General features: G+C 43.8%; 13 protein-coding genes and 1 pseudogene. 8 read left to right on the top strand and 6 right to left on the bottom strand.

Features of this window, described 5'->3' with window-relative positions; translation table 11 throughout:
- From Q0241_RS05450 to Q0241_RS05435, 4 genes and pseudogenes are all read left to right on the top strand, one after another.
- A pseudogene (locus Q0241_RS05450) lies at positions 1-365 on the top strand (chemotaxis protein); the annotation flags it as partial.
- Between the two features lie 50 nt (positions 366-415).
- Complete coding sequence (locus tag Q0241_RS05445; RefSeq protein WP_299374309.1) at positions 416-589, top strand: hypothetical protein; 174 nt, start codon at positions 416-418, stop codon at positions 587-589.
- Between the two features lie 199 nt (positions 590-788).
- Positions 789-2,351: a PAS domain-containing hybrid sensor histidine kinase/response regulator gene (locus Q0241_RS05440; protein WP_299374306.1), complete on the top strand. Its 1,563-nt coding sequence runs from the start codon at positions 789-791 to the stop codon at positions 2,349-2,351.
- Positions 2,352-2,412: 61 nt separating this feature from the next.
- Positions 2,413-2,799: a response regulator gene (locus Q0241_RS05435; RefSeq protein WP_299374303.1), complete on the top strand. Its 387-nt coding sequence runs from the start codon at positions 2,413-2,415 to the stop codon at positions 2,797-2,799.
- Between the two features lie 198 nt (positions 2,800-2,997).
- On the opposite strand, the gene trpS is transcribed toward Q0241_RS05435, so the two are convergent.
- From trpS to Q0241_RS05420, 3 genes are all read right to left on the bottom strand, one after another.
- Positions 2,998-4,008 carry a tryptophan--tRNA ligase gene (trpS, locus tag Q0241_RS05430; RefSeq protein ID WP_299374300.1) on the bottom strand — a complete coding sequence of 337 codons (1,011 nt, stop codon included), beginning with the start codon at positions 4,006-4,008 and terminating at the stop codon, positions 2,998-3,000.
- Between the two features lie 305 nt (positions 4,009-4,313).
- The gene (locus tag Q0241_RS05425; RefSeq protein WP_299374297.1) at positions 4,314-4,946 is read right to left on the bottom strand and encodes a hypothetical protein; all 633 of its coding nucleotides are present in this window, start codon (positions 4,944-4,946) and stop codon (positions 4,314-4,316) included.
- A gap of 83 nt (positions 4,947-5,029) precedes the next feature.
- Positions 5,030-5,968 carry a dihydrodipicolinate synthase family protein gene (locus Q0241_RS05420; protein ID WP_299374294.1) on the bottom strand — a complete coding sequence of 313 codons (939 nt, stop codon included), beginning with the start codon at positions 5,966-5,968 and terminating at the stop codon, positions 5,030-5,032.
- Between the two features lie 306 nt (positions 5,969-6,274).
- Between Q0241_RS05420 and Q0241_RS05415 the strand changes: the two genes are divergently transcribed.
- Both Q0241_RS05415 and Q0241_RS05410 read left to right on the top strand, forming a co-directional pair.
- Positions 6,275-6,817, top strand: coding sequence for a heme NO-binding domain-containing protein (locus tag Q0241_RS05415; protein ID WP_299374291.1), 543 nt, complete (start codon positions 6,275-6,277; stop codon positions 6,815-6,817).
- Positions 6,814-8,016, top strand: a complete 1,203-nt coding sequence (locus Q0241_RS05410) for an ATP-binding protein (protein ID WP_299374288.1) — start codon at positions 6,814-6,816, stop codon at positions 8,014-8,016. The genes Q0241_RS05415 and Q0241_RS05410 overlap by 4 nt, the downstream gene beginning before the upstream one ends.
- Before the next feature lie 77 nt (positions 8,017-8,093).
- Here the strand turns inward: Q0241_RS05410 and Q0241_RS05405 are convergent, their stop codons facing one another.
- The 3 genes from Q0241_RS05405 to Q0241_RS05395 all read right to left on the bottom strand — a co-directional run bounded on the left by Q0241_RS05405 (position 8,094) and on the right by Q0241_RS05395 (position 10,184).
- The gene (locus Q0241_RS05405; protein ID WP_299374285.1) at positions 8,094-8,903 is read right to left on the bottom strand and encodes a hypothetical protein; all 810 of its coding nucleotides are present in this window, start codon (positions 8,901-8,903) and stop codon (positions 8,094-8,096) included.
- A 9-nt stretch (positions 8,904-8,912) separates the two neighbouring features.
- The gene (locus tag Q0241_RS05400) at positions 8,913-9,224 is read right to left on the bottom strand and encodes a hypothetical protein (protein WP_299374282.1); all 312 of its coding nucleotides are present in this window, start codon (positions 9,222-9,224) and stop codon (positions 8,913-8,915) included.
- A 75-nt stretch (positions 9,225-9,299) separates the two neighbouring features.
- Positions 9,300-10,184, bottom strand: a complete 885-nt coding sequence (locus Q0241_RS05395; protein ID WP_299374279.1) for a LysR family transcriptional regulator — start codon at positions 10,182-10,184, stop codon at positions 9,300-9,302.
- Between the two features lie 115 nt (positions 10,185-10,299).
- Between Q0241_RS05395 and Q0241_RS05390 the strand changes: the two genes are divergently transcribed.
- Both Q0241_RS05390 and Q0241_RS05385 read left to right on the top strand, forming a co-directional pair.
- A complete protein-coding gene (locus Q0241_RS05390) occupies positions 10,300-10,587 on the top strand; it encodes a DUF1330 domain-containing protein (RefSeq protein WP_299374276.1) in 288 nt (95 codons plus the stop codon).
- Positions 10,588-10,639: 52 nt separating this feature from the next.
- Positions 10,640-11,089: a YciI family protein gene (locus Q0241_RS05385; protein ID WP_299374273.1), complete on the top strand. Its 450-nt coding sequence runs from the start codon at positions 10,640-10,642 to the stop codon at positions 11,087-11,089.
- Positions 11,090-11,249: the final 160 nt, after the last annotated feature.

Below are 11,249 nucleotides of genomic sequence, written 5' to 3'. Positions count from 1 at the left end.
AAACCGCCAAGGCTACAGAGGAAATCACAAGTCAAATTTCTGGTATTCAGGAAGAGACCGATGCGTCGGTCGAGGCCATTGGCGGCATTGGGAACACGATTTCTCAAATTAGTGAAATATCGACTGTAATTGCTTCTGCTATGGAAGAACAGGGTGCTGCGACGCAGGAAATCTCGCGTAATGTACAAGAAGCTGCGGCGGGTACCAGCGAGGTGACCAGAAGTATTACTGAGGTTAACAGCAATATAGAAGAAGCGGGTAGTGTTTCCCAATCCGTTCTGACAGCGGCACAAACTCTGCAAGATGATGCGGCGGTTCTAACGCGTCAGGTTGATGAGTTCATGAACCAGATCAGGGCGTCGTAATATAGGATAAAAGCGAGCAGCATCTTAAAGCAAGAAGCTGCTCGTAAAGCTTGATTTCTCATCCTTATCCTAAGTCTGGCGTCGTTAAAGTCGATTGCTTCGATAGTATTCTAGGTACCTATCGTCTGGAAAATAAACCACTGGTCCTGGCGCTCTATCCCTTGGGTGATTCTGGTATGATCCCAGAATATGCCCAGAATATGCCCAGAAAATATCCAGAATAATCCCGAATAGTTCACAGTTGAAAGTGCAATCTTACTGATTGTTAATTCAGCATAATCATTATCTCAGGCTACTAGGTGTGATCTGCCGCCCGATAATAATGTTCTGACTGCGTGGTATTTATATCTAAGTAATACATCCTTAAGCTATGATGCGTAACGTTAGGTAGAGGTTTTTTACAAAAACAACTGGACGTTGATAATGAATGATATTGTCTTGTCAGATGCCAAAAGTGGATCAGCTCTGTTCCAGTCGATTTGGCAAACCGTTGTTGATGGTATGATTGTGATAAATCATTTGGGAATTATCCAGATGGTTAACCCGGCAACCCTTAAAGTATTCGGATATACAGAAGAAGAACTGATTGGTAAAAACGTTAAGATTTTAATGCCCAATCGTTATAGTTCTGAACATGATCAGTACCTGTCCAACTTTATGGGCGGTGGCCCGAATAAAATTATCGGGATCGGCCGCATTGTCGAAGGAGAAACAAAAGACGGGCAGGAAATATCCATGTATCTCGCCGTTAGTGAACTAATGGTGGGGGACCAAGTTTGTTTTGTCGGCATTCTACGGGATCTGACAGAAAAGGTCCGCGCGGAAAATGATATCTTGCGGGCGAAAGAAGAAGCGGAGAGAGCCAATATGGCTAAGTCTCACTTTCTTTCTTCTATGAGCCACGAATTAAGAACGCCGATGAACACGATATTGGGGTTTGCCCAATTGTTACAGGTGACAGACGAAAATCAGATTAAATACGAGCTATATCAAGAAGCGGTTCAACATATCCTCAAAAGCGGGGATCATTTGTTGAATCTGATTGATGATGTTCTTGATTTGTCGAAGATAGAGGCGGGAATTATAGCCGTTTCGTTAGAAGATATTGACGTTAATGAAATTGTTGACGAATGCATAGATCTTACGAAATTTACGGCGACATCTAATAATATCAAGGTCGTCTTCAAACCGGACAATAAGGGAAAAACATTTATTCATGCCGACAGGGGACGTGTTCGGCAGAGTTTAATCAACTTAATTTCCAACGGTATTAAATACAACCGCGAAGACGGGTCTGTTACCATTTCCTTTGAAACGCTAGATAACGGATTTGTTCGTATAAAGGTGACCGATACTGGTTATGGAATACCCGAAAGACAGCACGAAAAGCTGTTCATTCCCTTTGATCGTCTTGGCTTGGAAAATTCCGCGATTGAAGGTAGTGGCGTAGGGCTGGCTATAACCCAGAAAATTGTGCGGATGATGCAGGGGGATATTGGGTTTTCAAGCACACCCGACGGCAGTCAGTTTTGGATAGATCTACCCGCAGGAAACATCAATAACGAGATGGAAGTCACAAGCCAGGAAATAGAAGGCGTGATAGGGGAGGCGGGTAAAAAGATGAACGGTCGCATTCTCTATATAGAGGACAACCCGTCTAATATTGCCCTGTTAAAGCAGATTGTACAAAAAGTGTATCCGGGTATTGTGTTTGATAGCTGTATATCTGCTGAATTGGGCCTTGAATATATTCAAGATCATCCCTGTGACATGATTTTCATGGATATTAATTTACCGGGGATGAGCGGTATTGACGCTATGAAATGTTTGGAAAGGCTGTACCGGGACTTACCGCCTGTCGTTGCAATTACGGCTGACGTTTCCAAGCTGACCATTAGTAAAATTAAGAAACAAAAGTTCAGTGAAATGCTTGCAAAGCCTATAAATTTACTGGAAACCGTAGAGGTTTTGGAGCGATATCTGTAAATTTATGATTGATTAACCTAGTAATATGCTATGGTATTGTTGCGATGATGCCGGAGGTTGCATGAAGTTCCTGTACGTAGAAGATAAGCCGATGAACACCCGTGTTTTACGCCTTTTTGTGGAACAACTTTGGGGAGAAGATTTAACGTCTGTGGAGACCGCAGAAGAGGGGTTGGACCTTATCGGCAAAGAAGATTTTGATCTGGTTTTTATGGATATTAATTTGCCCCAGATGAGCGGGCTAGAGGCCATTCGTTATATTAAAAACAAGCTGAATAAAACAACGTTGCCTATAATTGTTGTTAGCGCGGCGACTGATACGAATGTCATTGCTGATGCTTATGAAAGTGGGTGTCGTGCCTTTATAAAAAAGCCCGTGAATATTATGAATTTTAAAGATATTACGGAACGTGTTCTGAAAACGGATGAAACAATCGCCGTTGCTTGATGCGTGTGTATCGGACTGCTTAAATCATAGGGCAAACCCAGATTTGAGATTTTGTGACTTAAGATCATTCAGACTTGAAATTTTCTGGCGCGTGTTAACCAGCTACATCATGAAAATGAAATTGAACGCTCCACCCTTTCAAAGGACATCGGTGTTTATTTTCGATGCCCTTTGATCAGGGGGGGGGATTCTTAATTCTTAGGCCAACATAAACAGACCAAGAGATGTGGCGACGTGGCGATAGGTGTCCTGTGTCAGGTCACGGGATTTTGCTGTTCCCTCTCGGATAACATCCAATACGTAACCGGGATTTTGGGAAAGCTTTTCCCGACGTTCTCTGATCGGTGCAATCAACTCTTGAAGGATATCATTCAGCCTGTTTTTCAGCGCCATATCACCCAAGCCACCTTGCTGATAGTGGCGTTTTAGCTCTGCAATTGCTGTGGTGTCTTCATCAAAAGCATCCAGATAGGTGAAAACCACGTTGCCTTCGATCTGTCCTGGATCATCAACTCTTAGATGGTTGGGGTCCGTATACATTTGCATTACCGCCGCTTTTATTTCATCAGCAGACGCGGAAAGCGCAATGGCATTGCCCAGTGATTTACTCATCTTTGCTTTCCCGTTAATGCCGGGCAACCGACCCGTTTTGGGGATGATGGCTTTTACGTCCGGTAAAACAGATGCATTGGCCGTCGCGTTGATTTTCCGGATAATTTCATTGGTTTGTTCAATCAGGGGGGCCTGATCTTCGCCAACGGGCACCACAGTTGCCTTGAAAGCGGTTATGTCTGCGGCTTGGGCTGCGGGATAACACATAAATCCTGCGGGGATGTCCCGGCCAAAATTGCGGGCTTTGATTTCATCCCTGATTGTCGGGTTTCTCTCTAGCCGGGCAACGGTGACAAAGTTGAGATACAGCATCGACAGTTCCGCTAACGCGGGAAGGTGGGATTGTAAGCAAATTGTCGTTTTGGCCGGATCGATCCCGACGGCGAGATAATCCAATGCGACTTCGAGCACATTGGACCTGACTTTTTCAATATTGTTCGCGTTATCGGTTAAGGCCTGGGTGTCAGCCAACAGCAAGAATTGATTGTGATCATCTTGAAAGCGTAATCGATTTTTAAGTGATCCGGCATAATGCCCGATATGCAATGGCCCGGTTGTTCTATCGCCAGTCAGGATGGTTGGTTTGTTTTGTGTCATGGTTGTCTCCGAAAAAAAACAGAGCTGCCCCATGATGCCGGAAATAAAAAAGCCGCCCATGAGGCGGCTCAAAAAATAGATATGAAATATCCTTGTGCCGCTCCGTTCAGGAACGCCACCAGCGATTAATAAGTGTTGTGCATCGATATTTCATACGCGCTGGATAGCATTCTCATACATGATGTGGCAAGGGGAAACGTGATGTAAAAAAGGAGATCTTGAAAGTCACGTAGATCAACAGGACGATACAATTATAAAGCTGTAATGCCGTTGATACAGCCGGACGTACTTTTATTCTTGATCAATCACGTCTTTTTCGGATGAAAATGAGATTGAGGGAGAATTTTAACGAGGGTGGTCGCTTCGCCAAGGACGGCGACGTATCCCTGTTGAATGGCTTGATTACGGATCAAGCCACGTCCTTTGGCGACGGCGGCGCGTAAATCCGGATCTTGCTCTTCAAAGGAACCACCATCTTCCAATGACGCGTTTTGAAAGGTGATACTGCCAAGAATTTGAGCGCCGTTGCCCAAGGTAGAGTTACCAAGAATGGTCAGGTTGCCAAGGTATCTGCCGTAATCGCCAATCTCTATAACACTGTTGGGGCTATTGGCCTTGATGGTCACGCCACCTTCCGGGCCAAACTGGTTGTTTGATCCGATGGTGATTGTACCCCCGCTGGCTTCCAGATAGGTCTGGGCATAAAAGGTATTTCCATTGCCAACGATGATGGCGTCAGGCTTGTCAGAACGCATAACGCTATTGGGATAGAAAGTGTTGCCTGTGCCAACCTTTGCATGCACTGAAATCAGAGTTGAAAAAGGGTCCAGCACTGTGTTGCCACGGGCAGTAAGCTCCATGGTTTCAGCTAAAGTTCTGAACCCGTTTTCCTTGCGTTGTGCATCAATACTGGCAAGTAGATCGTCGTTGGTGGGCATGTATCCATCCTGAGAAAATATTGCCCATAATATTGATTTATATATGTTTATGTAAAGTTTTTTGACTGATGACCTAACGGACTTTAATCCAGTTCGTTCAGGGCATTAATCGCTTTTGATACCCGTTCCTGATCCGCAGCGCCTAGTGGCAGGATTGGTAAGTGTGGGGCTGCGTTAGAGAGTGACAGGATATTGGCAGCAGCATACATAACTCTCATGCCGCCAAATTCTTTAAAGAGCGTCCAAAGCGGTTGGAAGAATTGATCGATACGCTGGACTTCCTGTGCATCACCTGCTTGTGCGGATTTTGCCAATTTCATCGCCTGTGACGGGAAAAGACCACCGACCACGCTGTACCATGTATCGGCCCCGGCAAGAAGCCCAGCCGCACAACCCCAATCGCCACTATAGCCAATAGCAAAGCCATCCTTATCGGCGGTATTTTGGCGAAGTTGTGCCAGATCGGCCTCTATATTTTGACCTTGCGGTAATGGCATCTTAACGGCTGCAATTGTTTCTATCTGTGAAAGGCGTTTTAGAAGGTCGAGTGAAAAGGTGAAATGGGTTGTCCCCGGGTTATTATAAATAGAAATGGGGAGGTCTGTGGTACCTGCAACCGCAACAAAATGTTGATAGACTTCCTCTTCTGTTAGGGGGGTGTAGGAAACAGGGGCCAGCAATAGGGCATCTGCCCCGGCATCGCGTGCGTCCTTTGCCAATGTCTGTACGTCATCTGTTCTAAGCGCGCCAATCCCAACGATCAAGGGGACACGACCACCAATAAAATCGGCTGCTACAGCAACGGCGCGTTGACGTTCCGACCTTGTCAGATAGGCATAACCGCCCGTGCTGCCCAATAACCCGATAGAGTTAACCCCGGAAACAGCACTCGTATCGTTCTCTGAATCACCTTTCGCCTTTACAATTCGATCCAGCAAAAGACAAAGCGCATCGCTATTGATCCGACCATCTTTATCTGTCGGCGTTATGGGGAAGACAGAGAGTCCGTGAAAAAGTGACATTGTGGTTTCCTGGCTTTTCATGAGGCAAATCTGCCTCGGAGATTTATCAATAATTCTCTTTGTCTTATTGATTTATTTTTACGAGGCATAGAGCCATTAAATTTTCTGGCATAGGGCCAATGTAAATCTTGCAGGATGAGGCAATTTAAACTGATGCTGTTATGAACCGTGATTTGGTATAAGCCTTCTTGGAACCACAGTTCCGTTTCTGATCCTTTAGACTTATTTACCAATTATTATTGGTATCCCCATAAGTTAGTCTTAGAGCGATAGTACAGAAGTGATCAGACCCAACCGGAGCTATATATGTTTGGAATGGTGAACAGGCATATTATTCAAACGATACAGGTCACTTATGGTGAACGAAAGTGGCGTGAGATTATGGCCAACGCTCCTGAAATTCCCCATTTTTCCCAACTGCAACAATACCCTGACGAGATAACGTATTTGATTATCGAAAAGGCTGTCAAAGTTCTCGACATTGATATTGATAATTTACAGGAAACTCTTGGTAAAGGGTGGGTAAAGGAAACTGCTGATGGACAATGGGGGATCTATTATGAACTGTATGGCGACACAATTTTTACCTTCTTAAATAACCTTGATTCCCTTCATGCTGCATTAGGGGCGCAATTGACTGATATGTCCCCACCTTCATTTCTTTGTAAGAAGCTTAACGTAGATACTATTTGTGTCCGGTATATGAGTAAACGGCGAGGGCTCACATTTTTTGTCAAAGGAATGTTAAAGGGGCTTTGCGAAAAATTTAACTATCCTGGCCATGTGACCATTAAACAAATTCGTTCCGATCAAATCGAATACGATGAATACCTGATAGAGAAAATATGAAAACATCGATTGATAGCAATGCTTTACTTGAGGCAGTTGGATACTATTTTGTCTTTGGAAAAGATTTTTCTATTACAGAGCTTGGCGGGAACCTGGAAAAAGTTATTCCGGAAATTCAGATTGGAAAGAATGTTGACGATTTATTTACGCTAGAACGGCCTAGCATAAACTGGTCTTTGGAAAATTTGGATTTTATCGTAAAAAAACCGATTTCTTTACGCTCAATTTCAGAGAAAGTTCTTTTGAATGGGGCGCTTTACCCAAGTGGTGATTATGTTCTCTTCACCGGGTATCCGGTGATAAGTACAATTGATGAAATTATTGATTTAAATCTTAAGATGACGGATTTTGCCCCCAGCAATCCGCTGCATTATTATTTTGGAACTCTGCAAGCGAAAGATGCGTTGTTGCAAGATTTAAGCGAAATGACAGAAGTGTTAAGAAAGGCAACGGAAGAAGCTCAAGATGCGAATGCTGCCAAAACCAGTTTTTTGGCAACGATGAGCCACGAGTTACGTACACCGCTAAATTCGATCATAGGGTTTTCTGATTTATTACGAAACGAAATTAATGGCCCAATAGGAAGTCAGTACATTGCATATGCTGATGATATCAACGTTGCAGGTCACAACCTCCTTTCCGTTGTTAATGACGTACTTACTGTTTCTAGGCTTGAATCAGGCCAAATTGAATTACATGAAACCGAATGCGATATCGTTGATTTACTTAATTCGTGTGCTCATAAGATTAAAGCTTCCGCTCTGGAAAAAAATATTACATTTGATCTTCAGATCGACGACAATGTCTCATTAATTTTTGTCGATCCTGACAAGTTTAATCACATCATAAATAATTTGTTGTCAAACGCTGTAAAGTTCACGCAGAACGGTGGGAATGTTTCGCTAAAATCCTGTATATCAATTGAAAAGCAGCTTGTGATTGAAGTATGTGATAGCGGTGTTGGTATCGAAACGGATGATTTGAAAACGGTATTCGAACCTTTTAAGCAAATGCAAAAATTACATACGCGTGAATACGAAGGCAGTGGCCTGGGCCTTTATATTGCAAAGTCTTTCGTCAAATTACACAAAGGTGATATCACACTTAATAGCCAAGTTGGTTTAGGCACCAAAGTTGAAATTATTTTTCCAAACGAACGTATTCTTCAGCAATCGGTCTCAATATCTCATTCGTCTTAAGTGCATCGGCTACGACGATTGGGTCTAATCGGCTTGGTTTGTTTGAAGGGTGATTATGAAAGAGTATCAAGATAAAGCTAAGTCGGTGTCTGTTTTGCATGGTGTTTTTTGTTGGTACGAAATATTTTTGCAAGCATTCTTAGGAACCAAGAAACTTTCGGGCGGGCAATACGAAGTTTTTTATATGCATAACGATCTGCCTCTTCTTCTTGCGAGGGGACCTGACCGCCTTCTTTGTGTTTGTGAAAATGATGCCCTATTTCATGATAAAGCGTTTTTTGTATAAAAAAGTGATCTATAGGATTAAGAAACTTGAGCGTCTCAACATATTTAAACCAAACCAGATTGATAACTCCAATATAGGGCAGGTATTGTCCCGAAAAATCATATTGGGGTTTAAGGGGGATAATATAAATTCTGGGAATCCCTTTTAAATCTTCGTCCGGAATTATTTCCAACCATTTTAAAACAAAGCCTGTTGCGTGATTTCGTGGGTCCAGTGTTTTGTCTTCAAGAATGAGAACGCCCCGATGTTCTGTTTTTGTGAAGTTGGCGCGTTTAAATCTCAGGATTGAATCAAAAGATCGTTTGATAACAGGATCAGTTTTGGGAGTAATGGATTTCTTTACAAACTGTTCCGATAGCTTTTCATCAAGATCGTGCAAAATGGTCAAGAAGCCTGCCGCGAGTATCGTATTCGCAGAATTATGCTTTTCAAAATCCAATAGCTTTAGCTCCCTAAGTAATAAGGGAATTGATTCAACCCCACTTTCATAAATGGCTTTATAGGCCATTGCTTGTGTTGGGTCGTGGTTACTGATTAATCCGCGCTTTAAACGATTAATTGCATTTTCAAGGTCGTTGTTCTTACCGTTTTGTGAGGACAAAATAACTCTCTAAACTCGTTCAGGATATTTCACGCCAAGATCCCACCTGTTGAGAAAATAGTAAAAATTCAGGAATGCAAATGACAAAATCAGGAATATAACCACCTTGGAGAAGTGCCTGGAATTGGAAAATACCTTTAAAACCAGCATATAGAGCAGTGGTGTTATAAAGGGAAAGAGGTACTTTCCGCCCATAAGAATAACGATGAAAAGAGGCATTGGGTAGGGGGTTAGAATATTTGGTATTCCAAATAGTCTCATGGATAGAGAGACGAGGAACAAAAGTCCTGCGCCGCCAAATAACCAAGCTCTTTCAGGCATTCTCATTGTTCCTTTAATTGGAGTATCTCAGAATAATCAACTTAAAGTGGTGTTGCGAAAAATCAAGTAAGATCATCAATCACTCTCAATAATGCCTTTCCGTTCCTTAATCCTCTGAACGAAGAAGTCAACAAAAGTGCGGATGCGCGGGACGCGGCGCAGGTCTTTGTGCATTAGTAACCAGATGTCGCGCTGGCTGACGGTTTGACCGGGGGCGAGGCGGACGAGGGTGGGATCTTGCTCGCCGATAAAACAGGGCAGGATGGTGGCTCCGATGCCAAAGCGTACAGATTCCAGTAGGGTAGCGACGGAATCACTGCGCAGGCGGCACATATGATCGGGAATTTCGGGGGCTAGTCTGGGCCACGTGGGTGTTGCTGTGCCATCGTCCCAGTTTAGCCAGACAATCTTGTTATGGTCGCCTTTTAAGCTGTCGAGATAATCCCGGGACGCGTAGGAGGCAAAGGTGGCGGTTGCCAGCTTGCGTCCAAAGAGATCTTCATTGGGGGTATTGGTGGCGTAGAGCGCCAAATCTCCGGGCAATGGATTGTTGGATATATCTTTACCATCCATATCCTGTGTGCGAATACGCAGGTTAATATCGGGATATCTTTGCAAAAATTCGGACGTCACAGACATCAGCAGATGGTTCGAGAGAATATCGGTTGTGACGATATGGATTGTGCCGCCTTGTTGCTCGCTCAGTCCGGCGATGTTCTGGTTGATATCTTCAACTTCTTTTTCCAGTCGGGCGGCACCCTCAAATATTCGTTGTCCAGATGGGCTTAGCGTGTTGCGCTTGGCGCTTCCAATAAAGAGGTTCAGGCCCAGCCTGTCTTCAAAGGATTGGAGCTTGCGCGATACGGTGCTTTGGTCCAGGCCGAGCTGTGCTGCCCCGGCTGTTATTGATCCACAGCGGGCAACGGCCAGAAATATACGAAGATCGTCCCAATTTTCCATTCATGCAATATAGCATAGTTTTCATGTAAATCTATCTATTTACGGTTTTTATGCATGTGTGTGACAGTGCGTTTACCCATTCAACTTTGTCATGTATTCAAAAAGGAACCACAACATGTCTGCATATTTTGTTGCTCATTTCGAGGTGAAAGATCCCACTAAACTGGCAGCCTACTCAAAAGCTGCGGCCCCGATTATTGCCGCGTTTGATGGTGAGCTGTTGTTCAAAGGCGGGGCGGATAAAGTCCTGACAGGAACAGACCCGCTGCCAAGTACCGCAGTGTTCCGTTTTCCTGATCAGGACAAGCTGAATACTTTTTACCAATCCCCAGAATATCAGGCGTTGACCTCCGCCCGTGAAGCCGGTGCAAACATGGTGCTTTCTGCTTTCGACGCTGCCTAGGACTGATGCATATATAAGAAAGCCAGTTGAGATAATTCAGCTGGCTTCTTTTATGACCAGATGGCTTTCTTCCGAAAGAAATACGATGCCGCCAAAACCAAAAGACTTGCGACCCGAAAACGTAATGATGCCTGAAAACGCAAGGATGCCTCAAAACGCAAGGATGCCTCAAAACGCAAGGATGCCAAAAAACGCAATGATGTATGTGATCGACCTCACATATATCGTTCCGCTTGAAGCGGTTGATCCCTTGATTGATGATCACATAAGCTTTTTAAAAAAGTATTATGCACAAAATGTATTTATAGCTTCGGGGGCAAAGGTCCCGCGTGACGGTGGGGTTATCCTCGCGATATCGGATACCAGAGAAAAGGTTGAGAACCTGATCAAGGAAGACCCGTTTCATCAAAATAGAGTGGCCCGTTATGCCATTACGGAATTTTGTCCAACTATGATGGTCCCTGTGTTCGGACCGACACTTGGATCGATGTTGCTTGGGTGAAAATCATTGCACATATTTTACAGATTACTTTCAAGAATATACCTTGGAATTTGTAACTGGATATCGATGTGTAAATATGAATTTTCTTCTAACAGGTACGGTATAAATGATCATCCGTCTTGCTCGCGAAACAGACTATACTGCCGCTGTTGAGCTTTAT

It is taken from the genome of uncultured Kiloniella sp., assembly GCF_937128705.1.
In the GTDB taxonomy this organism is placed as follows: domain Bacteria; phylum Pseudomonadota; class Alphaproteobacteria; order Kiloniellales; family Kiloniellaceae; genus Kiloniella.
Note: the sequence above shows the minus strand (reverse complement) of the source record. Positions and strands in the feature narration are given on the sequence as shown.

What these genes read in the sequence shown, in the direction of transcription:
- trpS (WP_299374300.1), bottom strand. Translation starts at nt 4,008, where the DNA reads ATGACACAAAACAAACCAACCATCCTGACTGGCGATAGAACAACCGGG.
- Q0241_RS05420 (WP_299374294.1), bottom strand. Translation starts at nt 5,968, where the DNA reads ATGTCACTTTTTCACGGACTCTCTGTCTTCCCCATAACGCCGACAGAT.
- Q0241_RS05440 (WP_299374306.1), top strand. Translation starts at nt 789, where the DNA reads ATGAATGATATTGTCTTGTCAGATGCCAAAAGTGGATCAGCTCTGTTC.
- Q0241_RS05415 (WP_299374291.1), top strand. Translation starts at nt 6,275, where the DNA reads ATGTTTGGAATGGTGAACAGGCATATTATTCAAACGATACAGGTCACT.
- Q0241_RS05395 (WP_299374279.1), bottom strand. Translation starts at nt 10,184, where the DNA reads ATGGAAAATTGGGACGATCTTCGTATATTTCTGGCCGTTGCCCGCTGT.
- Q0241_RS05385 (WP_299374273.1), top strand. Translation starts at nt 10,640, where the DNA reads ATGACCAGATGGCTTTCTTCCGAAAGAAATACGATGCCGCCAAAACCA.
- Q0241_RS05400 (WP_299374282.1), bottom strand. Translation starts at nt 9,224, where the DNA reads ATGCCTGAAAGAGCTTGGTTATTTGGCGGCGCAGGACTTTTGTTCCTC.
- Q0241_RS05425 (WP_299374297.1), bottom strand. Translation starts at nt 4,946, where the DNA reads ATGCCCACCAACGACGATCTACTTGCCAGTATTGATGCACAACGCAAG.
- Q0241_RS05390 (WP_299374276.1), top strand. Translation starts at nt 10,300, where the DNA reads ATGTCTGCATATTTTGTTGCTCATTTCGAGGTGAAAGATCCCACTAAA.
- Q0241_RS05410 (WP_299374288.1), top strand. Translation starts at nt 6,814, where the DNA reads ATGAAAACATCGATTGATAGCAATGCTTTACTTGAGGCAGTTGGATAC.
- Q0241_RS05435 (WP_299374303.1), top strand. Translation starts at nt 2,413, where the DNA reads ATGAAGTTCCTGTACGTAGAAGATAAGCCGATGAACACCCGTGTTTTA.